This is a genomic window from Streptomyces sp. NPDC031111 (assembly GCF_055570675.1).
In genome coordinates this window covers 557,651-583,338 of sequence record NZ_JBVIGS010000002.1, presented here as the reverse complement: position 1 = coordinate 583,338, position 25,688 = coordinate 557,651, and the positions used below count along the sequence as shown (strand labels likewise).

Here is a 25,688-nt window from a genome sequence, read left to right as displayed (position 1 = left end):
GCGGAACGGCCCGCCGGAAGCAGTGCTTCCGGCGGGCCGTTCGCTCAGCGGGCTACTTGCCGTAGTACGCGTTGTGGATCGAGATCGTCGACGTGTTGCCCTTCTTGTCGGCGATCTTGGCGCGGAAGGAGATGGCCTTCCCCTTCGCGGGGTTCTTGACGGTGATCTTCCCGCTCTTGACCGTGGTCTTCTTCCAGGTCTTGCCGCTGTCGTAGGAGACGTACACCGACAGGGACTTGAGATTCTTGCCCTTGGCGGCGCCCTCCACGACGACCGGGACGGTGACCTTCTTGCCGGCCGTCACCTTGCTGTCCAGGCCGGTGGCCGCGTCGAAGCGGGCCGTGGAGACGGGCAGCTGCTCTATGTCGGTGGTCTTCTTGGAGCGGAACGTCCAGGTCGCGTCGATCCGCGTGGACGCGGCGGCGACCTTGGCGCTGCGCTTGACCGAGGTGGTCAGCTTGTAGGAGGCGTCCCCGGACGGGACCTTGAACTCCTTCTCGCCGAGCAGCGGGTCGTCGTGCGAGCCGACCTTCTTGCCGTTGCGGTAGAGGCTGGTGGTGGCCGAGGTGTGCAGCGAGGAGCCGACGTGGCCCTTGCCGTCGGCGAACAGCGGGAGCAGCCCGGAGATGCTGTTGCCGTCACGGAAGATGCCGTAGTCCGAGGTGACGCGCGGCCCGAAGACGGCCGTGTTCACGGTCTCCGCGTACGACTTGCCGGCCTTGTAGGCCTTGCCGGCGCCGATGAAGTAGCCGGCCTCGGAGACCGGCCAGCCCTCCGCGTCGACACCGCCCTGCTGCTCGAAGTCGAGGTCCCACTTCACCCCGCCCGAGGTGGACAGGTGCAGCGTGCGGGTGCCGGGCAGGCCCTGCGGAATGCCGATCGAGGAGCCGCTGGAGCTGCCGGGCAGCTGGCCCAGGGCGCTGACGGCGCCCTTCTTGCCGCTCGCCGCCGCGCCCATGCCGACCTTCACCGTGGCGAGCTCGCCCGCCTTGTAGTGCCGGGTGTAGCCGGTGGCGAGCTTCTTGACCTTGCCGCCGACGACGGTGTCGTACTGCTCCTTGGCGCCCTTGCTCCAGTGGGCGTCCCACTGCTGGCTCAGGGAGCCGTCGGTGATCTCCGGACCGAGGTGCGCGGAGCGGAAGTTGTCGTACGACTCCAGCCACCAGCCGAACCCGTTGGTCGAGTCGTCCGTCTCGACGGTGTAGTCGGCGGAGGCGAACTCCGGCTTGACCGCCTTGTCCGGCACGCTGATGCTCACCGGCTTGGCCTTGCGGGCGTCCAGCGTGATCGTCGTCTTCTTGGTGACGCTCAGCTTGGGCTGGGCGAGCCAGTCGGCGCCCTCGTACTTCTCCGGGTCGGCGCTGACGAAGATCCCGGTGTCCAGGACGTAGCCGCCCTTGGGCACGCGGACGGTGACGGTGCCGTCGGCGTCGTAGGGCTGGTACCACTGGCCGGCGCCCAGTCCGGAGAGGCCGGCCAGACTGGCGACGTAGTTCCCGGCCGGCTTGCCCGCCCGGTCGATGAACTTCAGCGTCACGTCGTACGACTCGACCTCGCGCTCCACCGCGGCCGCCGTGCGCACGGTCTGCCCGCCGCCCGTCGCGACCACGTACGCCGAGTAGGCGCCGTCGAGGGTGCCGCCCAGCCGGGTGTCGACGGTGAGGTCCACGGAGGCCTTGCCGCCCGCGGGGACCGTGACCGTCGTGGCGCCCAGGGTGAAGAAGCCGGCCGGGGCCGCCTTGCCCTTGGGGCCGGTGGCGGTCGACGTCAGCTTCAGCGTGACGTCCTTGGTGCCGAGGTTGCGGTACGTGAGCTGCTTGGTGACCGGCTTGTCGTCGGTGTGCGGCCACTGCTGCACACCGAAGCTCAGCGACACCGGTTCGGCGATCACGGTCTGCTTGACCGCCTTGTCGACCTGGATCCGGCCCGAGCCCTGCTCGAACGGCGTGTACTTGCCGTCCTTGGTGGAGCCGGTGAGCGCGCCCTTCAGCTCCGTGTAGGTCCACTCCGGGTGCTGCTGCTTCAGGATCGCCGCCGCGCCCGCGACATGCGGGGTCGCCATCGACGTACCGGAGATGGACATGTAGCCGGCCGGGTTCTCGCCGACCTCCTTGGCGATGTCGTTGCCCTTCGCCGAGGCGGCGGTGATGTCCACGCCGGGAGCGGTGACGTCCGGCTTGATGGCGCCGTCGCCGACGCGCGGGCCGGTGGAGGAGAAGTCGGCGAGCTTGTCCTTGTCGTCGACGGCGCCGACGGTGAGGGCGGCGTCCGCGCTGCCGGGCGAACCGATCGACCGCGGGCCCTCGTTGCCGGCCGCGATGGCGAACAGGATGCCCTTCTCCGCGGACAGCTTGTTGACCGCCGCCTCCAGCGGGTCGACCTCCGGCGTGTCACCTCCGCCCAGGCTCATGTTGACGACGTCGGCGCCCTGCGCGGCCGCCCACTCCATGCCCGCGAGGATGCCGGAGTCGTCACCGAAGCCGGAGTCGTCGAGGACCTTGCCGTTGAGGATCTTGGCGCCGGGCGCGACGCCCTTGTACTTGCCCTTCGACTTGGCGCCCGTGCCGGCCGCGATGGACGCGACGTGGGTGCCGTGGCCGACCTTGTCGCCGGCGGTGGCCGCCGAGGTGAAGTTCTTGGACTCGGTCACCTGGCCCTTGAGGTCCGGATGGGTGGCGTCGACCCCGGTGTCCAGGACGGCGATCCTGACGCCCTTGCCGTCGTAGCCGGCCGCCCACGCCTTGGGGGTGCCGATCTGCGCCACCGACTTGTCGAGGCTCGCCCTGCGGACGCCGTCGAGCCAGACGTGGGCGACGCCGGAGGCGGTGCGGTCGCCGTTGGTGACGGCGTCCCACAGCTCCGGCGCCTCCTCGTGCGGAGTCTGCACCGCGTCCGCGTTCAGGGACTTCAGGGTCCGGCGGACCGTGCCGGCGTCGCGCACGTCGGCCTTGGCTGCCTGTGCGGTGCCCTGGTAGCCGACGATGACCTTCAGGCCCCGCTTCTGGGAGCCGCGGTTCGTGGCCTTGTTCAGCTCGGTGACGTCGAAGAGCCGCTGGTCCAGTTTGCCGGTCGCGATCAGCCGGGCGGCGTCCGCCGGCAGCACGAGGGTGTGTCCGCCGGCCCTGCGGACCTGGACGGGTATGTGCTCCCGGCCCTCGGCGCGCTCCAGGCCGACCACGCGGCCCTTGGCGTCCACCGCGACCCGGTCGCCGGTGATCAGTGTGATCCGGTGCTTGGCCTTCGGCGAGGCCGCCGCCTTCGAGTCCGGGGCGGTGGTCGCGCCCTGCTCCCCGTTCGCCGACGCGGGGCCGGCCATGCCCGCCGCGAGCGCCACGGCGGCCGCCGTGGCGACCGTGGCCGCGCACGCTCTTTTCACTTGTCTGCGCAAGGTTCCCCCTAGCGAGGTCCCCGGGCGAACTCGGTGTCACCCGGCCGGGGGTGGTCTCGTACGCATGCGCGCACCCCCCGGATCACGCAGTATGCCGAGGGGTGATCAAGCGCCTCAAGGGACGCCGGAAAGGGTGCCGAAGTCGACGGACGGCTGTAACGCCTCCGCCGGAACTCCGTTACACAATCGCGTGGTTGACGCTTTCGCGGTCAGGTTCGGGTGTTCTCCTTCACAGTGATCCGGCCCTTGCGGATGGTCGCCAGTCGCGGGGCCCGCCTCGCGATCGCCGAGTCATGGGTGACCATGACGAAGGTCAGCCCCAGCTCCTTCCACATGCGGATGAGTACGTCCATGATCTCGTCGCGCATCGACTCGTCGAGGTTCCCGGTGGGTTCGTCGGCGAGCAGCACCTTCGGCTCCTTCACCAGCGCCCGCGCGATGGCCACCCGCTGCTGCTGACCGCCGGACATCTCGCCGGGCAGATGTCCGAGCCGCTCGCCCAGGCCGACCGACTCCAGCGCCTCGGCGGCCTTCTCCCGCCGCTCCTTGGCCTTCACCCCGAGGGGGACGAGCGCGGTCTCGACGTTCTCCTGCGCGGTGAGTGTCGGGATCAGGTTGAACGACTGGAAGACGAAGCCGATGCTCTCGCTGCGGACCCGGGTGAGCCGGGCCTCGGGCAGCTTGGCCAGGTCGGTGCCGTCGAGGACGATCTCCCCGGAGCTGGGCCGGTCCAGCCCGCCGAGCATCTGGAGCAGCGTGGACTTGCCGCCGCCCGTGGGTCCCTGGATGACCAGCCGGTCCCCGTCGGGGATGGTCAGGTCCACTCCGTCGAGGGCGTGGACGGTCTCCTTGCCGCGCGTGTAGCGCCGGGTGACGCCTCTGAGTTCGTACATGGGTCTGCTCCTGGATCGCGTACGAGGTTGGGGCCCGTCCGCCGCGGGCGGGCCCCGGGGTCGGTGCGGGGCGGGCGTTACTCGACGCGGCGGAGCGCGTCGGCCGGCCGCAGCCGGGAGGCGCGCCAGCCGCCGAAGGCGCCGGCGACGAGACCGCCGGTCACGGCGAGGCCGACGGCGAGGGCGAGGGTGGTGAGGCTGACGGGCGCGGTGAGCGCGACGTCGAGGGTCCTGTCGGCGGCCTGCTGCCCGGGCCCGACCAGCATCCGGCCGCCGCCTCCCCCGGGTCCGCCCGTGCCGCCGCCCCCGCCGCCGAGCTGTGCCTCCAGGGTGGGGCTGACGGCGGTCACGGCGTACGCGCCCGCCAGGCCGAGCGCGATGCCGAGGGCGCCGCCGACCAGACCGTGGACCATGGACTCGCCGACCACCTGCCGGGTCACCCGGCCGGACTTCCAGCCCAGCGCCTTGAGCGTGCCGAACTCGCGCACCCGGCGGGACACCGCCGAGGAGGTGAGCAGACCGGCGACGAGGAACGCGGCCACGAGCACCACGACCGACAGCCACTTGCCGACGCCCGCGGCGAGCGAGGAGGCGGTGGACAGGGAGCCGGAGACGGTGTCCGCGAGGTCGGCGGAGGTGGTGACGGTCGTACCGGAAATGTTCTTCTGGATACCGGACTTGACGCTGTCGATCTGCTGCGAGTCGGTCGCCTTGACGTAGATCGTGGTGACCTTGTCCTTGGCGTCGGCGAGGGTCTGCGCCTGCTTCAGCGGCACGTACAGGTTGGCCGCCGCGTCCCCGCTGGAGGCGGTGGCGATGCCGATGACCTTGTACTTCGTGCCCTTGACGGTGACGGTGTCACCCGTTTCGAGCTTCTTCTCCTTGGCGTAGGCGGAGTCGGCGACGGCGACCTTCGCGTCGGTCTCCGTCGTCTCGAAGGTGCGTCCGCTGGTGATCTCGGAGGAGGTCAGCGGGCCGAGAGCGGGCTCGGTGACGTCGGTGCCGTAGACGGAGTAGCTGTTGACGTCGAAGTCGGCGCCGCCGCCCTGGACCCGGCCCTGCGGTGAGGGCTGGGCGGCACCGGGACCGCCGCCCTGGCCGTCCTGCTTGAACTGACCCCGTGTGAACTCTCCGCTGACCTTGACGACTTGGAGGCTCAGCCCGCCCACCGCGTCGGCGACGCCGTCCTGTTCGCCGACCTTGTCCACGGTGGAGCTCGCCAGGGTCTGGAAGCCCTGCACCATGACGCGGTCGCTGCTCTGCTCCTCGCCGGAGCCGTCGTCCTGGGCGTCGAAGCGGAAACGGGGGCGCTCGGCGGTCGTGGTGGACTCGGCGGCCTTGGTGACCGTCATGTCCGTGCCGAGCCCGTACAGGGACTGGAGGACCTTCTCCTGGGCCTTGCCCATGCCGGAGGAGACGGAGTTGACCACGACGACCAGCGCGATGCCGAGTGCCAGGCCGGAGGCGACGACGAGGGCCGCCTTTCTGCGGCGGCGCAGCTCGCGCCTCAGATAGGTGAAGAACATGGCCGCAAGCTAGGCACGGTCCGTGATGAAGGGTTGAGCCCGGGATAAGAGCCGCATGAGAAGACCCCGGGGCACCCCGCGCCGCCGGGAACGCCGATGCCGCCGCCCGCTCCCCGAAGGGGCGGACGGCGGCATCGGTCGGGTGTGGTGGGGTGCGGCGCGCGTGCGCGGCCGGCGTCAGACCGCCGAGCCCGCCTTCCACTGCTCCCAGCTCATGTTCCAGCCGTTGAGGCCGTTGTCCGGGGCGATGGTCTTGTCGCCGGTGTTCTGGACGACGACCACGTCACCGATCATCGAGTTGTCGTAGAACCAGGCGCCCGGCATGTTCGGGTCGTCGGCTCCCTTGGCGTCCTGGAGGCCCACACAGCCGTGGCTGGTGTTGACGCTGCCGAAGATGGACTTGGCGCCCCAGTAGTTGCCGTGGATGAAGGTGCCGGAGGTGCTCAGACGCATGGCGTGCGGCACGTCCTTGATGTCGTACTCGCCCTTGCCGTCGTCGTCGGTGAAGCCGACCGTCGCGCCGTTCATCCGGGTCTCCTTGAACTTCTCGGAGATCACCATCTGGCCCTCGTACGTCTTGTTCTCGGGCGCCCCGGCGGAGATCGGGATGGTGCGGATGGTCTTGCCGTCCTGCGTGACCTTCATCTGCTTGGTCTTGGCGTCGACGTACGTGACCTGGTTGCGGCCGATCTTGAAGGTGACCGACTTCTGCTGGACACCGTAGACACCCTCGGCGCCCTCGACGCCGTCGAGCGCGAGCTTCAGGGTGACGGTGGAGCCCTCCTGCCAGTACTCGTCGGGCCGGCAGTCCATGCGGTTGGCGTTGAACCAGTGGCAGGCCACCTCCTGGCCGCTGCTGGAGGAGACGGTGACGCCCTTCTGCACCGCGGCCTTGTTGGTGATCGCCTTGTCGAAGTTGATCGACACCGGCATGCCGACGCCGACGGTGGTGCCGTCGTCCGGGGTGAAGTTGCCGATGAAGCTGTTGGCCTGGGAGACCGTGGTGAACGACGCGTTCTCGTGGGCGGCGAGGCCCTCGGAGTCCTCGGCGGTGGCCGACAGCTTGTAGGTGGTGGCCCGCTCCAGCTGGGCGCTGGGCTTCCAGGTCTTCTTGTCGGCGGATATCTCACCGGCGACGGCGGTGCCGTCGGCGGTGGTCATCTTCACCTCGGTGAGCGTGCCCTTGGCCACGGTCACGGCGGCGGAGTTGTTGATGGAGGCGTTGGTCGAGCCGTCCTTCGGCGTGATCTTGATCTGCGCCTCGGAGGACTTCTTGGCCGCCGCCTCGTCGACCTGGGCCTGCGACGTGTCCTTGCCGTTGTCACCGGCCGAGGCCTCGTCGTCACCCCCCGAACACGCCGAGAGCACCAGCACTCCGCCGAGCAGAGCGGACGCGGCCGCCAGACCCCTGCGCCGCTTACCGTCCGTCATCACACGCTTCTCCATCGTCGCCGATTTCCCAACCCCACGAGCCCCCGGCCGGAGCCGACAGCTCGTCCACAACGTTCAACGCTACGACCGGGTGCCCCCGTTCCCCATGGCCCGCGAATGTGGGGCTCACCACGTCCGCCGGTGCGGACGGTACGGGTCTCGGTCCGTGCGCCGCTTGAGACGCCGTGACCCCGGGCCGCGGTTGCCGCCCGGGGTCACGATTTCCCCAAGCCGTGTCAGCCGGCCCTGTCCGACTCGCCCTCGTCGTCGTAGGCCTCGTCGTCATCATCCTCGTCGAGGTCCCATTCCGGCGAGTCCGGGTCGTACTCGATCTCCTCACTGCTCCAGGAGGCCTGGAGCAGCTCCACGCCCGGAACCTCGCCCACCAGGGCGAACGGGTCCACGAGATGGGCGAGGGCCTCCGCGGTGTCCTCCGTCACAGCGCTCTCGGCGTGTGCCCGCTCCGCGTCCGGCATCTCCCCGTCGTCCGCGATCCTGCTCAGCGCGGCCTTGGTCACCGCGTCCTCGTCGTCGACTTCGACCAGGAGTTCCACCCGAAGCCGTACAAACCGTGATGTCTCTGGAGTGCTCATGCCCGGAGCGTACGGTGCCGAGCTCCCGTGACTTTCCTGTGACCCGCGCCTTTCACTAACATCGCCCCACACGGCCAATTCGCCAGCGCCACAAGGGGATCGATATTCCGTGTCATCCGCGCTCCGTCCGTTGCTGACCGCCACCGCCGCGGGCACCCTGCTGTGCGCCCTGTGGTTCGTCCCGTCCGCGAACGCGACCTCTCACACACCGGTGGCGGACGCGGTCTCGGCGAGTCCGTCGCCGCAGGTCACGCAGCAGGCGAGAGTCGTGTCGACCTCGGTCGACGGCGCGAGCGGGGACGTCCGCCTGGCGGACACCGGCAGCTTCGACAGCACCCCGTACATCGTGGGCGGCACGACCTGCCTCGCCCTCGGCGCCGGTTTCGTCGTCTACTCGGTGCGGCGGGAACACCTGAGTCCCTGACGGCCCGTCCTCAGTGCCGCCCCGGACTCCGCGCCGGGCCCGGCGGACCGGCCGCCGGGCCCCGGGCGTTCAGTTCAGCGGGCCGGTGACCGTCTCCACGGCCGCGACCAGCCTCCCGTCCCGCACGAACGCGTCCGCCGCCGCGAGGTCGGGGGCGAGGTGGCGGTCCGGGCCGGGGCCTCCGACACCCGCCTCCCGGGCGGCCTCGATGACCGCCCGCGTGGCCGGCGCGGGGGTCAGCCCCTCGCGCAGTTCCACGGCACGGGTCGCCGCGTACAGCTCCACAGCCACGACCCGGGTGAGGTTGTCGACGGCCGTACGCAGCTTGCGCGCCGCCGACCAGCCCATGGAGACGTGGTCCTCCTGCATCGCGGAGGACGGGATGGAGTCAACCGACGCCGGTACGGCGAGCCGCTTCAACTCGCTGACCAGGGCGGCCTGCGTGTACTGGGCGATCATCAGGCCGGAGTCGACACCGGCGTCGTCGGCGAGGAACGGCGGCAGCCCGTGGCTGCGGTTCTTGTCCAGCAGCCGGTCGGTGCGGCGCTCGGCGATGGAGGCGAGGTCGGCGACCGCGATGGCGAGGAAGTCCAGCACATACGCGACCGGGGCCCCGTGGAAGTTGCCGTTGGACTCCACCCGCCCGTCCGGCAGGACCACCGGATTGTCGACGGCCGCGGCGAGTTCGCGCTCGGCGACCAGCCGGGCGTGGGCCAGGGTGTCCCGTCCGGCGCCGGCGACCTGCGGGGCGCAGCGCACCGAGTAGGCGTCCTGGACGCGGGGGGCGTCGTCCTGGTGATGCCCCGTCAGCCCCGAACCCTTCAGCACGGCCAGCATGTTGGCGGCGCTGGCGGCCTGTCCGGGGTGCGGGCGGATGGCGTGCAGCTCGGGCGCGAGCACCTTGTCGGTGCCGAGCAGCGCCTCGAGACTCAGGGCGGCCGTGACGTCGGCGGACTTGTAGAGGGTGTCCAGGTCGGCGAGGGCCATGATCAGCATGCCGAGCATGCCGTCGGTGCCGTTGAGGAGGGCGAGCCCTTCCTTCTCGCGCAGGACGACGGGCCGGATGCCGTGCTCGGCGAGCAGTTCACCGGCCGGCCGCACGCCGCCGTCGGGTCCCTCCGCGTCCCCCTCGCCCATCAGCGTGAGGGCGCAGTGGGACAGCGGGGCCAGATCACCGGAGCAGCCCAGGGAGCCGTACTCGTGCACGACCGGGGTGATCCCGGCGTTCAGCACGTCGGCCATGGCCTGCGCCACCTCGGGCCGGACGCCGGTGCGTCCGGAGCAGACGGTCTTCAGCCGCAGGAACATCAGCGCCCGTACGACCTCCCGCTCCACGCGCGGCCCCATCCCGGCGGCGTGCGAGCGGACGATGTTGCGCTGCAACTGGGCCCGCAGCTCCGGGCTGATGTGCCGGGTCGCCAGGGCCCCGAAGCCGGTGCTCACCCCGTACACGGGGTCGGGCTTGGCGGCCAGGGCGTCCACGATCCCGCGGGACGCGGCGAGGGCGGCCACCGCCTCGGCGGACAGTTCGACGCGGGCGCCGCCGCGCGCCACGGCGAGCACGTCGGCCCCGGTCACGCCGGACGTCCCCACCACCACAGTGTGCATATCCATATTCAGGAGCGTACGCAGTGAATTCGAAGATGTCACCACCGGACTCCCGCCTCACCCCTTACCTCTCTCTACGGCGCGTGTCGCCCCCGGAACCGGCGGCGCTCCCCGTCCGGCTCCCGCGAGGGCTCGTCCGCGAGCCGTACGACGGGGTCGTCCGGCCCCTCCCGCCCGGCCACGACGGGGTGGGCGGCGCGCTCCGCCTTGGCCCGGTACTGGGCGGCGTCGGCCAGCCGGAACAGCCGGCGGGCGGAGCGCACCGGCCCGATGGGGTCCTCGGTGGACGCCACCCCGCACGCGACGCCGTCCCCGAGCCCCAGTTCCACGGCCCGGCGGCACACCTCGTCGGCCGCCTTGACGACCTCGTCGGCCGGCGGGCCCACCACCAGCAGACAGAACTCGTCCCCGCCGAGCCGCGCCGCCAGGGCGCCCGGCAGCATGGCCCCGCACAGCGACAGCACGCTCCCGAACCGCTCAAGGAGCCGGTCCCCCACGGCATGGCCCTGTGTGTCGTTGACCCGCTTCAGCCCGTTCAGATCGCACACCACCAGGCTGACGACGGCCCCGTCCCGCCGATGACGCTCCACCGCCTCGTCGAGCCGGGCGTCCACCGCCCGCCGGTTGGCCAGCCCGGTCAGCGAGTCCGTGAACGCCAGCCGCCGGGCCTCCTCCAGCCGCTCGGTCTGCGCGATCCCCGCGGCCACGACGGCGGCCAGGACCGTGGCGAAGTCGGCGTCCGCGCGCCCGAAGACCGCCACCCCGGCCGGCCGGGCGACATACAGCTCGCCCCACGCCCGCCCGTGCAGCACGATCGGGGCGACCACACAGCACCCGCGCCCACGCCTGCGGAGCGCCGCGACCCGCTGATGGCAGTACCCGGCGCCGCCCTCCGCCGGCCCCTGGGCCGTCTCCACCCAGGCGTCGGGCTCACCACCCCCCGCCCACCGCTCGTGCAGGAACTCGGTGATCTCGGCGAACTGGTACACCGGATAGGACTCGTCCTCGGGGAACTCCTCCTCCCCCTCGGCCAGCTCTCCGACGTTCACCAGCACCCGCAGCCGTCCGAGCTCCCGCTCCCACACGGACAGCGCCGCGAAGCTCCCGCCCAGCGCCCGGCGGGCCCCACCGGCCGCGGCCCGCCAGGCGTCCCGTGAACTGTGCGCGGCGGCCATGCCCTGAGCCAGCGCCACCACGGCCGCCAGCCGGCTCTCCTCACCCATCTCTCCAGGTTAGGAAGATTCAGGACCGATCGGGACATTAACGGAGCGAACGGGGCCTACTCTCCGGGCCACTCCGGCCTGCGCTTCTCGTTGAACGCGGCCACCCCTTCCGCCCTGTCCCCCGAGAACGCCACCGACCGCCAGGCGGCGTCCTCGACCTCCAGCCCGGCGGCCAGATCCAGCCCGTGCCCCAACCGCAGGGCCCGCTTGGCGGCCCGCAGCCCCACCGGCGAGTTCGCTGCGATCCGGGACGCCATGGCCAGCGCCTCCTCCCGGTCCCGCCCCTCCTCCACCAGCTCGTCGACCAGCCCCAGCTCCCGGGCCTCGGCGGCCTCGACCCGCCGCGCCGTGAAGATCAGCTCGGCTGCCCGCGCCGCCCCCACCCGCCGGGGCAGCAACTGCGTACCGCCCCCGCCCGGGATCACCCCGACGGACACCTCCGGCAGCCCCATGACCGCCGTACGGTCCGCCACGATCACGTCGCACGACAGCGCCAGCTCGAACCCGCCACCCAGCGCGAACCCGTGCACCGCCGCCACCGTGGGCACCGGCAGCTGGAGCACCCCCGTGTAGGCCCCGCGGGCCACCGGCCGCTGACGCACCAGATCGGCGTCGCTGAAGGAATTCCGCTCCTTCAGATCGGCCCCCACACAGAACGCCCGCTCGTGCGAGGAGCTCAGCACCACCACCCGCACGTCCCGGTCCTCCCCCAGCGCCGCGCAGGCGCCGGCGACGGAGCGGGCCATCTCGGTCGACACGGCGTTCATGGCCTTGGGCCGGTCGAGGACGAGCTCCGCGACATGCCCCCGCTCATGCCGGCGCACCAGCACGAACTCCCCGAACCGTTCCTCACTCATCGACACCCTCCGGTTAACGCGGGTTAACTTCCCTCGCCCCGATCATGGCAGCCGACGCCCACCGGCGAAAAGGGCGTACGCCCGGTTCCCTCGTCACCCCCCGTCCACCCGTTCGAGTGACAACCCCCCGGACTCGGGCCCCACCGCCCACGGCAGCGCATAGCGTGCGCACACCGCGGCGCGTTGGGGGCGCGCACGCAGGGGAGGGATTCGCGATGACACCGAGCAGACCGACCGACGAGCCACCGACACGGCCCGGCCGCGCACTCCACCTCCGGGGCCGCCACCGCAAGCCCCGCCCCCGCAGGATCCTGCTGGCGGCCGGCAGCCTGGCGCTCGCCGCGGGCGCCGCGACCCTGGTCCGTCTGGCGGCCACCCAGGGCGGCGGCACGGACATCGGCGCGGAGACCGGCCCCCGCCCCGTCCCGCACACCGACACCGGCACGCCCTCCGGCTCCCCCACGACGAGCAGGCCCCCCGGCCCCACCCCCGAGGCGAGCCCGTCCTCCCCCACGGCCCTGGGCGCCAAGAACCCGACACCACTCCCCACCCCGGAGCCGTCGTCCCCGACCACTCCACGGCAGCCCTCCATCACACCCCCGGACACGCCAGACCCCTCGAAGGCACCCTCCGGGAACCCACCGACCCGAACCCCCGACCCACCACCCCCGGACACCTCACCAAGCGCCCCTAGGAACCCACCACCGACCACCCGCGCCCCGGCACCACCACCCCAGCCGGACGACCCCGCCCCGAACCCGGGCCTGTGCATACCGATCATCGGCCTCTGTGTGGGCGGCGACCGGGACTAGGAGGAAGAGGAAGCAGAAACCCCGTTCCGGCGCGTGAGCAGCCAGGGCTCCACCACACCGAGACCACGGACGGGCCGCTGCCACATCGGCTGGAGCGCGAACCGATAGCTCGGCGGCTCCTCGCCCTCCTTCTCCGCGGCGGCCACCGCCTCGGCCGCCGCCGCCTCGGAGGCGGGTGCGTCACCGGTGCGGATCAGCTCCTCGGCGAACGCGCTGTCGACGAGCACGGCGTCGCGGGGGGCTATGGAGGTGAGCCGGGAGGCGAGATTCACGGTCGTACCGAAGACATCACCCATCCGGGTGGTCACCGTGCCGAACGCCATGCCGACCCGCAGCTCCGGCATGGTCTCGTCGTTCGCCATGGTCTCGATCAGCCGCATCGCGATCTCGGCGGCGACGCCGGCGTCGTCGGCGGCGTAGAGCACCTCGTCGCCCAGCGTCTTGATGAGCCGCCCGCCGCGCGCGGCGACCAGATCGGCGGCGGTGGTCTCGAAGGCCTCGACGAGCTCGCCGAGCTCCTCCTCCTCCATCCGCCGGGTCAGCCGGGTGAACCCCACGAGGTCCGCGAAGGCGACGGCCAGCCGCCGGTCGACCATCTCCTCGTCGTCGGCGCCCTGTACGACCCGACCGGCGGAGGCGGCGAGCTGCCGCCGCCAGACGTACACGAGGAACTCCTCCAGCTCGGGCAGGAGCAGCTCGACGATCGGATACGTGACCTCGGTACGGGTCATGCCCGGCTCGGGCGGCTCGGTCAGCCCCTCCAGGAACGAGTCGATCTGCCACTCGGCCAGCCGTGCGGTGGTCTGTCCGGTGGACCGGGCGACCTGGACCGCCATGGCCTCGCTGAGCAGGCCCGCCTCCACGAGACCGGCGAGGCGGCGCAGTGCGAGTACGTCCGCCTCGGTGAGGGCCTTGGCCTGGCCGACGTCGGCGAAACCCATCGCCCGCCAGAAGCGGGTGGCCAGTTCCATGGTGACGCCGGCGCTGCGGGCCGCCTGGAACGGTGTGTAACGGCGTTCGGCGCCCAGGATGAGCTGTTCGAGGCGCAGAGCAAGCGGATCCTCGCCGGCGCCCTGCGCGTCCGTGGAGCCCGAGTCGTCGACGGTCACGCGTGCCCTTCCGATCTGCCATGGCCAGGTATCGACCGGGCTCAACTCTACGGCAGGTGTGCGCCAGCTCACTCCGTTAGGTTGGGCCGGGGGGTGCGGTGATCTGGGTTGCCCTTGTGTGGGCCGGGGGTTGGTCGCGCTGTCCGGCGCGGTGCGGGTGCCCCGGCGTTGGTGTGGGCCGGGTTGGCCACGCGGCCCGGCGCCGTACGGGTGCCCTGCACTGGTGTGGGCCGGGAGGTGTTCGCGCGGCCCGGCGCTTGCGGGGTGCCGTCGCGCCCACCCGTGCCGCCCCAGCGGCACGAGTGCCCGCGGATGGCGGTCAGGCGGCTGTCCGCAACCGGCGGAGACGGGTAGCCGCGTACGGCGCGGAGGGGACGGGGCGGGGGTGGCCGCCCGCAGTGGCTGGCGCGTCCGCGCCGCGCGCCTTCCAAGAAACGTGATTCGCGCCAGTCCGAGGACGGACACCCCCGGCGCGGCCCCGACCCACCCACCGGGGCCGGCGGCGTTCAGACGCGCACCCCCTCGCGCCAGTCCGAGGACGGACACCCCCGGCCCGGCCCCGACCCACCCACCGGAGCGCAACGCGCATCACCCCGCGCGCAAGTGAACGATGTCCCCCGCGCCCACCGGCTCCTGCACGCCCTCCCCCGTGGCCAGCACCAGCCGCCCGTCCCCGTCCACCGCGACCGCCTCGCCCACCAGCGCCCGATCCCCCGGCAACTCCGCCCGCACCACCCGCCCGAGCGTCGCGCACCCCGCCGCATAGGTCTCCTGGAGACCGCACGCCCCGGCGTCACCTCCCGCCGCACGCCACCGCCCGTACCACTCCTCCAGCGCCCGCAGCACCCCCCGCAACAACGGATCCCGATCCGTGCTCACCGCCCCGGCCAGCGCCAGCGACCCCGCAGTCGGTACCGGCAGCTCGTCCGCCCGCAGGGTGACGTTGATGCCCACACCGATCACCACCCCGTCCTCACCGGCCCGCTCCGCCAGGATCCCGCCCGCCTTGCGCTCCTCGCCCCCGACGGTGACCAGCAGGTCGTTCGGCCACTTCAGCGCCGTATCGACCCCGGCGGCCCGGGACAACCCGGTCGCCACCGCGACCCCCGTGAGCAGCGGCAGCCACCCCCACCGCGCCACCGGCACCTCGGCGGGCCGCAGCAGTACGGAGAAGAACAGCCCCGACCGGGCCGGCGCCGTCCACCGCCGGTCGAGCCGCCCCCGGGCGGCGGTCTGCTCCTCCGCGACGAGCACGGCCCCCTCCTCCAGCCTCCCCTCACCGGCGCGAGCGACAAGGTCGGAGTTGGTGGACCCGGTGCGCTGCACCACGTCGATCTGCCGCCACAGCCCGCCCGACCGCACCAGCCCCCGCCGCAGGGCGGTGGCGTTCAGCGGCGGACGGTCCAGGTCGGACCACCGGTTGTCGGGGAATTCAGAGGCATCTCGGGGCGTCATGCAACCCACACTAGGTGTGGGAAACACCGCACTGCCGATACGGAGGCCCCCCACTACGCTACGGATGAGTAACCGTCCCCCCTTTTGAGCAGGCAGGGAGCCGCATCCCGATGTCCGAGCCGGAAGACCAGCAGCCTGACATTCACACGACCGCGGGCAAGCTCGCGGATCTCCAGCGTCGTATCGAAGAGGCGACGCACGCCGGCTCCGCACGCGCCGTCGAAAAGCAGCACGCCAAGGGCAAGCTGACGGCCCGTGAACGGATCGGTCTCCTGCTCGACGAGGGCTCCTTCGTCGAACTGGACGAGTTCGCCCGGCACCGCTCCACCAACTTCGGCCTCGACGCCAACCGCCCCTACGGCGACGGCGTCGTCACGGGCTACGGCACCGTCGACGGCCGCCCGGTCGCCGTCTTCTCCCAGGACTTCACCGTCTTCGGCGGCGCCCTCGGCGAGGTCTACGGCCAGAAGATCGTCAAGGTCATGGACTTCGCGCTCAAGACCGGCTGCCCCGTCATCGGCATCAACGACTCCGGCGGCGCCCGCATCCAGGAGGGCGTGGCCTCCCTCGGCGCGTACGGCGAGATCTTCCGCCGCAACACCCACGCCTCCGGCGTGATCCCCCAGATCAGCCTGGTCGTCGGCCCCTGCGCGGGCGGCGCGGTCTACTCCCCCGCGATCACCGACTTCACGATCATGGTCGACCAGACGTCCCACATGTTCATCACCGGTCCGGACGTCATCAAGACCGTCACCGGCGAGGACGTCGGCTTCGAGGAGCTCGGCGGCGCCCGCACCCACAACGCGACCTCCGGCGTGGCCCACCACATGGCCGGCGACGAGAAGGACGCGATCGAGTACGTCAAGCAGCTGCTGTCCTACCTCCCCTCCAACAACCTCTCCGAGCCCCCGTCCTTCCCCGAGGAGGCGGACCTGACGGTCACCGACGAGGACCTGGAGCTCGACACGATCGTCCCGGACTCGGCGAACCAGCCGTACGACATGCACACCGTCATCGAGCACGTCCTCGACGACGCCGAGTTCTTCGAGACGCAGCCGCTGTTCGCGCCGAACATCCTCACCGGCTACGGCCGCGTCGAGGGCCGTCCCGTGGGCATCGTCGCCAACCAGCCGATGCAGTTCGCCGGCTGCCTGGACATCACCGCCTCCGAGAAGGCCGCCCGCTTCGTGCGGACCTGCGACGCCTTCAACATCCCGGTGATCACCTTCGTCGACGTCCCCGGCTTCCTGCCCGGCGTCGACCAGGAGCACGACGGCATCATCCGCCGCGGCGCCAAGCTGATCTTCGCCTACGCCGAGGCCACGGTCCCGCTGATCACCGTGATCACCCGCAAGGCGTTCGGCGGCGCGTACGACGTCATGGGCTCCAAGCACCTGGGCGCCGACCTCAACCTGGCCTGGCCCACCGCCCAGATCGCCGTCATGGGCGCGCAGGGCGCCGTCAACATCCTGCACCGCCGCACCATCGCCGACGCGGACGACGCCGAGGCGACCCGCGCCCGCCTGATGCAGGAGTACGAGGACGCCCTCCTCAACCCCTACGTCGCGGCCGAGCGCGGCTACGTCGACGCGGTGATCATGCCCTCCGAGACCCGCCGGCACATCGTCCGGGGCCTGCGTCAACTGCGTACGAAGCGGGAATCCCTGCCCCCGAAGAAGCACGGCAACATCCCCCTCTGAGCCCTGTCCTGTAAGGAGCCGACGTGATCAAGGTCGTACGGGGCAACCCCACCCCCGAGGAGCTGGCCGCCGCACTGGCGGTGGTCCGGGCGCGCGCCGCGGCGGCGTCCGCCGTGCCGCCCGGCGCGCCCACTCCCCGCGACTCGTGGTCCGACCCGTCCCGCATCGCCGCCCACCACCTGCCCCACCCGGGCCCGGCGTCCTGGACACGCACCTACTGGCCGAGCTGACGGCGACGACCCGCCCAGGGGGCGCGGGGAACCGCGCACGACACCTGCGGCCCGCACCCCGCGCCCCAACTTGAGTACCCGTACTCAGGCGCCCCCTCCCGGCTCAGCCGCACGCTAGTGGCATGCTGTGGTCCGACCCCGAGAACGAGCCGCCCAAGGAACTGCGGGACACGCAGAACATGCTGCGGCGGCTGAGCGTTCTCATGGCGCTGGCCATGGTGCTCGCCATGCTCGTGATCGGCGTGAGGTGAGGCATCCGGGCGGCGTGGATACGCTGACCGCATGACAGATCAGCCGCGCCGCCGACTCGTACTCGCCTCCCAGTCCCCCGCCCGGCTCGGACTGCTCCGGCAGGCCGGGCTGGACCCCGAGGTGATCGTCAGCGGGGTCGACGAGGACGCCGTCCACGCCCCCACCCCCGCCGATCTGGCGCTCGCCCTGGCCGAGGCCAAGGCGTCCGTCGTCGCCGCGAAACCCGAGGTCAAGGGCGCGCTGGTGATCGGCTGCGACTCGGTCCTGGAACTGGACGGCCAGGCCCTCGGCAAGCCCGCGGACGCCGAGGAGGCCACGGCGCGCTGGAAGACCATGCGGGGCCGCGCGGGCACGCTCCAGACGGGCCACTGCGTCTACGACACCATCAGCGGCCGTTACGCCTCCGCCACCGCCTCCACCGTCGTCCGCTTCGGCGAACCCACCGACGAGGAGGTCGCCGCCTACGTCGCCTCCGGCGAACCGCTCCACGTCGCCGGGGCGTTCACCCTGGACGGCCTCTCGGCCCCGTTCATCGACGGCATCGACGGCGACCACGGCAATGTGATCGGCATCAGCCTGCCCCTGGTGCGGCGTCTCCTCGCCGACCTCGGCGTCGGCATCACGGAGCTGTGGGCGCCGCCGGAGGCGTGACCGGGGAGCCGTCACCACCGGCGCCGCCCTCGGGAGCGGCGCCGGACGCGGCATCGGCCGGCTGCTCCGGACGGCCGTCGTACGTCATCAGCAGCAGTACGACGAGCCCGAACACGCCCACCATGTAGAGGAACGCGGCCCAGCCGACCAGCCCCCAAGTGAACGCGCCCAGCAGCGCGTGCACGACCGCGGCGCTGATCAGCACCACCCGGCCGAGCCCGGCGGGCGCCCGGTCGCGCAGCGCCACCAGCAGGGCCACCAGGCCGCACAGCGCGAAGTAGAGACCGAAGACGACGCCGCCGGCCTTCGCCGACGTGGACATCATGTGCGGGTCGAGACCGGCCAGGGACATGTCCTGCCGGTCGACGACGACGCCGAGGAACCAGTTCAGCGCCGCGATGCCGAACGCCTCCGCGAACAGTACGAGCGCCACGACCCACGCCACCGGTCTGCGCACCACCGGCCCCCACCCACTTTCGAGCACGACTGTGGTTACCCCGAGTATGTTCGGGCCGACGCGAAGGCTACTAACGGGTAAACCTCGGTACAAGGGTTCTGCGGATGGCAAAGAATCATTGGGCCATTCGTAGGGACTCCACAAAGAAACCCAGTGGGCCGCAGCACGCTCTCACAGAGACCTTGACCACACAGGACGGCTAGGGTTTCGGGGAGGAGTCCTGCGTAGGCGAGGTGCGACAAGGGATTTCGCGGGTCGAGCGAGCCTCGTATCACGCTCCGTGTGGGCAAGCTCACCACTGGGGACGGGTCGATGCGCCGTGTCGGCTGTCCCTAAACTCGGCTTGTTTCAAGGAGGGAGCCTCAATCGTGCGCAAGGTGCTCATCGCCAACCGTGGCGAAATCGCTGTCCGCGTGGCCCGGGCCTGCCGGGATGCCGGAATCGCGAGCGTTGCCGTCTATGCCGACCCGGACCGGGACGCTCTGCATGTCCGCGCCGCGGATGAGGCGTTCGCCCTGGGCGGTGACACTCCGGCCACCAGTTACCTCGACATCGACAAGGTGCTGAAGGCCGCGCGGGAGTCGGGCGCCGACGCCATCCACCCCGGCTACGGCTTCCTCTCCGAGAACGCCGACTTCGCCCAGGCTGTGCTGGACGCGGACCTGATCTGGATCGGCCCGCCGCCGCAGGCCATCCGCGACCTCGGCGACAAGGTCGCCGCCCGTCACATCGCCCAGCGCGCGGGCGCTCCGCTGGTGGCGGGTACGCCCGATCCGGTGAGCGGTGCCGAGGAGGTCGTCGCCTTCGCGGAGGAACACGGGCTGCCGATCGCGATCAAGGCCGCGTTCGGTGGTGGCGGGCGTGGTCTGAAGGTCGCGCGGACGCTGGAAGAGGTTCCCGAGCTGTACGACTCGGCCGTGCGTGAGGCCGTTGCCGCGTTCGGCCGGGGTGAGTGCTTCGTCGAGCGTTACCTGGACAAGCCGCGGCACGTGGAGACGCAGTGCCTGGCCGACAAGTACGGCAACGTGGTCGTGGTGTCCACCCGTGACTGCTCGCTCCAGCGGCGGCACCAGAAGCTGGTGGAGGAGGCTCCGGCGCCGTTCCTGTCCGAGGAGCAGGTCGCCGAGCTGTACTCGGCGTCGAAGGCGATCCTGAAGGAGGCCGGGTACGTCGGTGCGGGCACCGTGGAGTTCCTCGTCGGGCTCGACGGGACGATCTCCTTCCTCGAGGTCAACACGCGTCTCCAGGTGGAGCACCCGGTGACCGAGGAGGTCGCCGGTATCGACCTGGTGCGGGAGATGTTCCGCATCGCGGACGGTGAGGAGCTGGGGTACGACGACCCGGTGCTGCGGGGTCACTCGTTCGAGTTCCGTATCAACGGTGAGGACCCGGGGCGGAACTTCCTGCCGGCTCCCGGTACCGTCACCCGCTTCGACGCGCCGTCGGGGCCGGGCGTGCGGCTGGACGCGGGCGTGGAGTCCGGCAGCGTGATCGGCCCGGCCTGGGACTCCCTGCTGGCCAAGCTGATCGTCACCGGGCGCACCCGCGCCGAGGCCCTCCAGCGCGCCGCGCGCGCCCTGGAGGAGTTCCAGGTGGAGGGCATGGCCACCGCGATCCCGTTCCACCGCGCGGTGGTGCGGGATCCGGCGTTCGCTCCCGAACTCACCGGTTCGGCCGATCCGTTCACGGTCCACACCCGGTGGATCGAGACGGAGTTCGTCAACGAGATCAAGCCGTTCGCCGCGGCTGTGGACGCGGGGGCGGAGGAGGAGGCCGACCGCGAGACGGTCGTCGTCGAGGTCGGCGGCAAGCGGCTGGAGGTTTCCCTGCCTGCGTCGCTTGGCATGTCGCTGGCCCGTACGGGTCTGGCGGCGGGCGCCAAGCCGAAGCGGCGGGCGGCGAAGAAGTCCGGGCCGGTGGCCTCGGGTGACACGCTCGCCTCTCCGATGCAGGGCACGATCGTGAAGATCGCCGTGGAGGAGGGGCAGGAGGTCAAGGAGGGCGACCTGGTCGTCGTCCTGGAGGCCATGAAGATGGAACAGCCCATCAACGCGCACCGGTCGGGCACGGTCAAGGGCCTGAGCGCGGAGGTCGGCGCCTCGGTCACGTCCGGCGCGGCGATCTGCGAAATCAAGGACTGACACGTCTGACGCCTGCGGCGCCGCTGATCGCCCCCGATGGGGGTGCGGGTCTTGTGCCTGCGGCGCCGCTTTCGGTTCGGTGGGGCTTGGGTTTTATGCCTGCGGCGCCACTTTCGGTTCGGTGGGGGCTGGTGTAGCGCCCACGGTTGGTGGGTGGGACGGGGCCGGGTCGGGGGTGTCCGTCCTCGGACTGGCGCGCATCACGTTCCTTGGAGGGGCTGAGGGCGCGGACGCGCCAGCCACTGCGGGCGGCCACCCCCGCCCCGTCCCCTCCCCGCCGTCGGCGGCAATCCGCCGCCTGGGGTGCGGCCCCCGCGTCCGCCCGCCGCTCTCCGCGGGCAGTCGTGCCGCTGGGGCGGCACGGGTGGGCGCGACGGCACCCCGCAAGCGCCGGGCCGCGCGACCCACCCCCGGCCCGCACCCACGCGGAGCAAGCATCCCGCACGGCGCCGGGCCACGCGAACACCCCCCGCCCCACACCAACGCCGGGGCACTCGCACAGCGCCGGGCCCCGCGAACGCCGGAGGCGCCCCGGGCGCGAGCCCACCCCGGCCCACGGCCACGCGGGAGCACCCCGCAGGCGCCGGGGCTGCCCAAGCCCCCGTTCCCGTCCGCTCACCGGCGACGAAGATCCGCCACCCGAGCCGCCCGCTCACCCCCCTGCACCGCGTCCCCCGCCCCCAGCGCCACAGCCGCCGTACGAAGCGCCGGCCCCTGCCGCCGCGGCCCGGGAAGAGGGACATCCCGGCGCTGACGCCCCGCCGAAGGCGAAGAACCCCCCTCACCCCCCGCCCCGGCAACAGCGATCTGCACACCCTGATCCGCCAGCGCCTGCAACTCCGTACCCGCCCGATCGTCATGCGAGGGCGGCTCATCCGTCACCAACCGCGTGATCAGATCCGTAGGCACCGTCTGGAACATCGTGTCCGTCCCGAGTTTGGTGTGGTCCGCGAGGACCACCACCTCCGCCGCGGCCTGCACCAGCGCCCGGTCGACCGACGCCGACAGCATGTTGGACGTGGACAGCCCGCGCTCGGCGGTGAGCCCGCTCCCGGAGAGGAACGCCCGCGACACCCGCAGCCCCTGAAGGGACTGCTCGGCACCACTGCCGACGAGGGCGTAGTTGGAGCCGCGGAGCGTACCGCCGGTCATCACGACCTCCACCCGGTTGGCATGGGCCAACGCCTGGGCGACCAGCAGGGAGTTGGTGACGACCGTCAGGCCGGGCACCCGGGCCAGCCGGCGGGCCAGCTCCTGCGTGGTGGTACCCGCCCCGACCACGATCGCCTCGCCCTCTTCCACGAAGTTCGCGGCGAGGTCGGCGATCGCGGTCTTCTCGGCGGTCGCGAGATGTGACTTCTGCGGGAAACCGGACTCTCGCGTGAAACCGCCCGGCAGTACCGCACCGCCGTGCCGGCGGTCGAGGAGTCCTTCTGCCTCCAGTGCGCGCACGTCCCGCCGTACGGTCACTTCGGAGGTCTGGACGACGCGGGCGAGCTCACGGAGCGACACGGCCCCATTCGCTCGCACCATTTCGAGGATCAATTGACGACGTTCTGCAGCGAACACGAAACTGACAGTAACGCCAGCGACCGTCTGCTTTCAGCAGTTTGCGCTGAATAGCAGAAGTTGTTCGCACGGGCCCACCGCAAGTGGTATAGGGCGGGGGCATGGGCGGCGACGCCCCGTGACCGACGGGGAGCCGTTTCCGGCCGTCAGGCCTCCCCGCCCGCCTTGCGCGTGTGCAACTGCCGTGCCACCTCGGCGATCGAGCCCGACAGCGAGGGGTAGACCGTGAAGGCGTTCGCGATCTGTTCCACCGTCAGATTGTTGTCGACCGCGATCGAGATGGGGTGGATGAGTTCCGAGGCGCGCGGCGCCACGACCACGCCGCCCACCACGATGCCGGTGCCCGGACGGCAGAAGATCTTGACGAAGCCGTCGCGGATGCCCTGCATCTTCGCGCGCGGGTTGCGCAGCAGCGGCAGCTTCACCACACGGGCGTCGATCTTGCCGGCGTCGACATCCGCCTGGGAGTAGCCGACGGTGGCGATCTCGGGGTCGGTGAAGACGTTCGACGAGACCGTCTTGAGGTTCAGCGGGGCCACCGCGTCGCCCAGGAAGTGGTACATGGCGATACGTCCCTGCATCGCCGCCACCGAGGCGAGCGCGAAGACACCGGTGACGTCACCGGCGGCGTAGACGCCGGGGGCCGTCGTCCTCGAGACCTTGTCGGTCCAGATGTGGCCCGACTCCCGCAGCCTGACCCCGGCCTCCTCCAGGCCCATGCCCTCGGAGTTCGGGATGGCGCCCACGGCCATCAGGCAGTGCGACCCGGTGATGACGCGGCCGTCGGCGAGCGTCACCTCCACCCGGTCCCCGACCCGCTTCACGGACTGCGCCCGCGAGCGCGACATGACGTTCATGCCGCGCCGCCGGAAGACGTCCTCCAGCACGGCGGCGGCGTCCGGGTCCTCGCCCGGCAGCACCCGGTCGCGCGACGACACCAGCGTCACCTTCGACCCGAGCGCCTGGTAGGCGCCGGCGAACTCGGCACCGGTGACACCGGATCCGACCACGATGAGCTCCTCGGGGAGCTCGTTCAGGTCGTACACCTGGGTCCAGTTCAGGATCCGCTCGCCGTCGGGGCGGGCGTCCGGCAGCTCGCGCGGGTGCCCGCCGGTCGCGATCAGCACGGCGTCCGCCGTGAGCGTCTCCTCGGTTCCGTCCGCGGCGCGCACCACGACCTTCCGCGAGCCGTCGAGGGCCTGCATGCCCTCCAGCCGGCCCCGGCCGCGCAGCACGCGCGCGCCGGCCCGGGTCACGGACGCGGTGATGTCGTGCGACTGGGCCAGTGCGAGCCGCTTCACACGCCGGTTGACCTTGCCCAGGTCCACGCCGACCACCCGGGCGGCCTGCTCCAGGGGCGGCGTGTCGTCGGCGACGATGATGCCCAGCTCCTCGTAGGAGGAGTCGAAGGTGGTCATCACCTCGGCCGTCGCGATCAGGGTCTTCGACGGCACGCAGTCGGTCAGCACCGACGCCCCGCCCAGACCGTCGCAGTCGACGACGGTCACCTCCGCGCCGAGCTGAGCGGCGACCAGCGCCGCTTCGTATCCGCCGGGTCCGCCACCGATGATCACGATCCGAGTCACGTACTCCATTGTCCCGCACACCTCACCGTGCGACCGCCCGGGGGCCTCAGCCGTGGCCCCCCTGTTACCGGAGTGGCTCCCGTTCCCGCTGCCGTACCCTTCCCCCATGTCGCTCTACGCCGCGTACGCCGCCAATCTCGACGCGCGGCTGATGTCCCGCCGCGCCCCTCACTCGCCGCTGCGCGCCACCGGCTGGCTGAACGGATGGCGACTGACGTTCGGTGGCGAGCACATGGGCTGGGAGGGCGCGCTCGCGACGCTGGTCGAGGACCCGATCTCGCAGGTCTTCGTGGCCCTGTACGACATCGCCCCGATGGACGAGGAGTCCCTGGACCGCTGGGAGGGCGCGGGCGGCCTGGACCTCTACCGCCGCACCCGGGTCCGCGTCCACACCCTGGACGGCGAGGAACGGGCCTGGACGTACGTCCTCAACAGCTACGAGGGCGGCCTCCCCTCGGCCCGCTACCTGGGCGAGATCGCGGACGCGGCCGAGTCCGCGGGAGCGCCCCACGACTATGTGATGGAGCTCCGCAAGCGTCCCTGCTGAGGCCGTCCCGTCGGAAACGACAAGACAACGATCGCCAACCCGTCGCCCTCGACATCTACGCGCGTAGGCGATTACGGGCTACCCTCATCGCGTGAACGCATCTTTTCTTCCGGACGACATCCAGGGCGACCCCCACGCCGCAGCCGACGCCGCCGCCGCGCGCCTGCGCGAACTGACGGGCGCCGAGACCCACGACGTCGCCCTCGTGATGGGCTCCGGCTGGGCCCCGGCCGTGGACGCCCTCGGCACGCCCGAGGCCGAGTTCCAGGTCACCGAGCTGCCCGGCTTCCCGCCGCCGGCGGTCGAGGGCCACGGCGGCAAGATCCGCTCGTACGCCATCGGTGCGAAGCGGGCCCTGGTGTTCCTGGGCCGCACCCACTACTACGAGGGCCGCGGGGTCGCCGCCGTCGCCCACGGCGTCCGTACGGCCGTGGCCGCGGGCGCGAAGACGCTCGTCCTGACGAACGGCTGCGGGGGCCTGCGGGCGGGGATGCGTCCCGGCCAGCCGGTCCTGATCAGCGACCACATCAATCTGACGGCGACGTCGCCGATCGTCGGCGCGAACTTCGTCGACCTGACCGACCTCTACTCGCCGCGCCTCCGTGCCCTGTGCAAGGAGATCGACCCGACCCTGGAGGAGGGCGTCTACGCCCAGTTCCCCGGGCCGCACTACGAGACTCCGGCGGAGATCCGGATGGCTCGGGTGATCGGTGCGGATCTCGTCGGCATGTCGACGGTTCTCGAGGCGATTGCCGCTCGGGAGGCGGGGGCGGAGGTGCTGGGGATCTCGCTGGTCACGAATCTGGCGGCGGGGATGACGGGGGAGCCTCTCAATCACGAGGAGGTCCTTCAGGCGGGGCGGGATTCCGCTACGCGGATGGGGTCTCTGCTGGCGCAGGTGCTTGGTCGCCTGTAGGCGGCGAGCGGAAGTCGGTGGGTGGTCCCACGCGTCGGCGTGCGCGGCGTTCGGCCCGGTGCCGTGCCTTTGCGGGTGCGCCGCGTTCGGTTCGGTGCGTTGTGGGGTGCCCCGCGTTGGTGCGGACCGGGGGTTGGTCGCGTGGCCCGGCGCGGTACGGGTGCCCTGCGCTGGTGTGGGCCGGGGGGTGTTCGCGCAGCCCGGCGCCTACGGGGTGCCGTCGCGCCCACCCGTGCCGCCCCAGCGGCACGACTGCCCGCGGATGGGCGGCAGACGGCTGCCCGCGGAAGGCGGGGACGCAGTGGCCGCGGCGCCCCAGC

At 71.7% G+C, this 25,688-nt stretch carries 22 protein-coding genes; 9 read left to right on the top strand and 13 right to left on the bottom strand.

Features of this window, described 5'->3' with window-relative positions; all coding sequences use genetic code 11:
* Nucleotides 1-52: 52 nt before the first annotated feature.
* The 5 genes from ACZ470_RS06375 to ACZ470_RS06355 form a co-directional block, all read right to left on the bottom strand.
* Entirely contained in the window at nt 53-3,388 is a 3,336-nt protein-coding gene (locus ACZ470_RS06375; RefSeq protein ID WP_468424901.1) for a S8 family peptidase, read from the bottom strand.
* Nucleotides 3,389-3,597: 209 nt separating this feature from the next.
* Nucleotides 3,598-4,281: an ABC transporter ATP-binding protein gene (locus ACZ470_RS06370; protein WP_468424900.1), complete on the bottom strand. Its 684-nt coding sequence runs from the start codon at nt 4,279-4,281 to the stop codon at nt 3,598-3,600.
* 77 nt (nt 4,282-4,358) lie between these two features.
* Nucleotides 4,359-5,807 carry an ABC transporter permease gene (locus ACZ470_RS06365; protein ID WP_468424899.1) on the bottom strand — a complete coding sequence of 483 codons (1,449 nt, stop codon included), beginning with the start codon at nt 5,805-5,807 and terminating at the stop codon, nt 4,359-4,361.
* A gap of 177 nt (nt 5,808-5,984) precedes the next feature.
* Nucleotides 5,985-7,238: a L,D-transpeptidase gene (locus ACZ470_RS06360; RefSeq protein WP_468424898.1), complete on the bottom strand. Its 1,254-nt coding sequence runs from the start codon at nt 7,236-7,238 to the stop codon at nt 5,985-5,987.
* 236 nt (nt 7,239-7,474) lie between these two features.
* Nucleotides 7,475-7,831, bottom strand: a complete 357-nt coding sequence (locus ACZ470_RS06355) for a hypothetical protein (protein ID WP_468424896.1) — start codon at nt 7,829-7,831, stop codon at nt 7,475-7,477.
* 109 nt (nt 7,832-7,940) lie between these two features.
* Here ACZ470_RS06355 and ACZ470_RS06350 point away from each other — a divergent pair, with 109 nt between their 5' ends.
* Nucleotides 7,941-8,255, top strand: a complete 315-nt coding sequence (locus ACZ470_RS06350) for a hypothetical protein (protein WP_468424895.1) — start codon at nt 7,941-7,943, stop codon at nt 8,253-8,255.
* 69 nt (nt 8,256-8,324) lie between these two features.
* Here ACZ470_RS06350 and hutH read toward each other — a convergent pair whose 3' ends face one another.
* The 3 genes from hutH to ACZ470_RS06335 form a co-directional block, all read right to left on the bottom strand.
* Nucleotides 8,325-9,863 carry a histidine ammonia-lyase gene (hutH, locus tag ACZ470_RS06345; RefSeq protein WP_468425204.1) on the bottom strand — a complete coding sequence of 513 codons (1,539 nt, stop codon included), beginning with the start codon at nt 9,861-9,863 and terminating at the stop codon, nt 8,325-8,327.
* Between the two features lie 74 nt (nt 9,864-9,937).
* The gene (locus ACZ470_RS06340; protein ID WP_468424893.1) at nt 9,938-11,086 is read right to left on the bottom strand and encodes a GGDEF domain-containing protein; all 1,149 of its coding nucleotides are present in this window, start codon (nt 11,084-11,086) and stop codon (nt 9,938-9,940) included.
* A 56-nt stretch (nt 11,087-11,142) separates the two neighbouring features.
* Nucleotides 11,143-11,943, bottom strand: a complete 801-nt coding sequence (locus ACZ470_RS06335) for an enoyl-CoA hydratase/isomerase family protein (protein WP_468424891.1) — start codon at nt 11,941-11,943, stop codon at nt 11,143-11,145.
* A 215-nt stretch (nt 11,944-12,158) separates the two neighbouring features.
* Between ACZ470_RS06335 and ACZ470_RS06330 the strand changes: the two genes are divergently transcribed.
* Nucleotides 12,159-12,755, top strand: coding sequence for a hypothetical protein (locus ACZ470_RS06330; protein WP_468424890.1), 597 nt, complete (start codon nt 12,159-12,161; stop codon nt 12,753-12,755).
* On the opposite strand, the gene ACZ470_RS06325 is transcribed toward ACZ470_RS06330, so the two are convergent.
* Both ACZ470_RS06325 and ACZ470_RS06320 read right to left on the bottom strand, forming a co-directional pair.
* On the bottom strand, nt 12,752-13,864 hold the full coding sequence (locus tag ACZ470_RS06325; protein ID WP_468424888.1) for an adenylate/guanylate cyclase domain-containing protein: 1,113 nt from the start codon (nt 13,862-13,864) through the stop codon (nt 12,752-12,754). The genes ACZ470_RS06330 and ACZ470_RS06325 overlap by 4 nt on opposite strands.
* A 588-nt stretch (nt 13,865-14,452) precedes the next feature.
* Nucleotides 14,453-15,319 carry a biotin--[acetyl-CoA-carboxylase] ligase gene (locus ACZ470_RS06320; protein ID WP_468424887.1) on the bottom strand — a complete coding sequence of 289 codons (867 nt, stop codon included), beginning with the start codon at nt 15,317-15,319 and terminating at the stop codon, nt 14,453-14,455.
* 110 nt (nt 15,320-15,429) lie between these two features.
* Here ACZ470_RS06320 and ACZ470_RS06315 point away from each other — a divergent pair, with 110 nt between their 5' ends.
* The 4 genes from ACZ470_RS06315 to ACZ470_RS06300 all read left to right on the top strand — a co-directional run bounded on the left by ACZ470_RS06315 (nt 15,430) and on the right by ACZ470_RS06300 (nt 18,152).
* On the top strand, nt 15,430-17,019 hold the full coding sequence (locus ACZ470_RS06315; protein ID WP_468424885.1) for an acyl-CoA carboxylase subunit beta: 1,590 nt from the start codon (nt 15,430-15,432) through the stop codon (nt 17,017-17,019).
* A gap of 23 nt (nt 17,020-17,042) precedes the next feature.
* Nucleotides 17,043-17,249, top strand: a complete 207-nt coding sequence (locus tag ACZ470_RS06310) for an acyl-CoA carboxylase epsilon subunit (RefSeq protein ID WP_468424883.1) — start codon at nt 17,043-17,045, stop codon at nt 17,247-17,249.
* Nucleotides 17,250-17,371: 122 nt separating this feature from the next.
* Nucleotides 17,372-17,500 (top strand): morphogenic membrane protein MmpB, encoded by a 129-nt coding sequence (gene mmpB, locus ACZ470_RS06305; protein ID WP_468424881.1) that lies wholly within the window; start codon nt 17,372-17,374, stop codon nt 17,498-17,500.
* Between the two features lie 31 nt (nt 17,501-17,531).
* On the top strand, nt 17,532-18,152 hold the full coding sequence (locus ACZ470_RS06300) for a Maf family protein (protein WP_468424880.1): 621 nt from the start codon (nt 17,532-17,534) through the stop codon (nt 18,150-18,152).
* Here ACZ470_RS06300 and ACZ470_RS06295 read toward each other — a convergent pair.
* Nucleotides 18,121-18,612: a hypothetical protein gene (locus tag ACZ470_RS06295; protein WP_468424878.1), complete on the bottom strand. Its 492-nt coding sequence runs from the start codon at nt 18,610-18,612 to the stop codon at nt 18,121-18,123. The genes ACZ470_RS06300 and ACZ470_RS06295 overlap by 32 nt on opposite strands.
* A 365-nt stretch (nt 18,613-18,977) precedes the next feature.
* Here ACZ470_RS06295 and ACZ470_RS06290 point away from each other — a divergent pair, with 365 nt between their 5' ends.
* The gene (locus tag ACZ470_RS06290) at nt 18,978-20,750 is read left to right on the top strand and encodes an acetyl/propionyl/methylcrotonyl-CoA carboxylase subunit alpha (RefSeq protein WP_468424876.1); all 1,773 of its coding nucleotides are present in this window, start codon (nt 18,978-18,980) and stop codon (nt 20,748-20,750) included.
* A 615-nt stretch (nt 20,751-21,365) separates the two neighbouring features.
* Here ACZ470_RS06290 and ACZ470_RS06285 read toward each other — a convergent pair.
* Both ACZ470_RS06285 and ACZ470_RS06280 read right to left on the bottom strand, forming a co-directional pair.
* Complete coding sequence (locus ACZ470_RS06285) at nt 21,366-22,319, bottom strand: DeoR/GlpR family DNA-binding transcription regulator (RefSeq protein ID WP_468424874.1); 954 nt, start codon at nt 22,317-22,319, stop codon at nt 21,366-21,368.
* Between the two features lie 146 nt (nt 22,320-22,465).
* Nucleotides 22,466-24,013 (bottom strand): NAD(P)H-quinone dehydrogenase, encoded by a 1,548-nt coding sequence (locus ACZ470_RS06280; protein WP_468424872.1) that lies wholly within the window; start codon nt 24,011-24,013, stop codon nt 22,466-22,468.
* Between ACZ470_RS06280 and ACZ470_RS06275 the strand changes: the two genes are divergently transcribed.
* Both ACZ470_RS06275 and ACZ470_RS06270 read left to right on the top strand, forming a co-directional pair.
* A complete protein-coding gene (locus ACZ470_RS06275) occupies nt 24,012-24,452 on the top strand; it encodes a gamma-glutamylcyclotransferase family protein (RefSeq protein WP_468424871.1) in 441 nt (146 codons plus the stop codon). The two genes, ACZ470_RS06280 and ACZ470_RS06275, sit on opposite strands and share 2 nt — an antisense overlap.
* Before the next feature lie 91 nt (nt 24,453-24,543).
* Nucleotides 24,544-25,368 (top strand): purine-nucleoside phosphorylase, encoded by an 825-nt coding sequence (locus tag ACZ470_RS06270; protein WP_468424869.1) that lies wholly within the window; start codon nt 24,544-24,546, stop codon nt 25,366-25,368.
* The last annotated feature ends 320 nt before the right edge of the window (nt 25,369-25,688 follow it).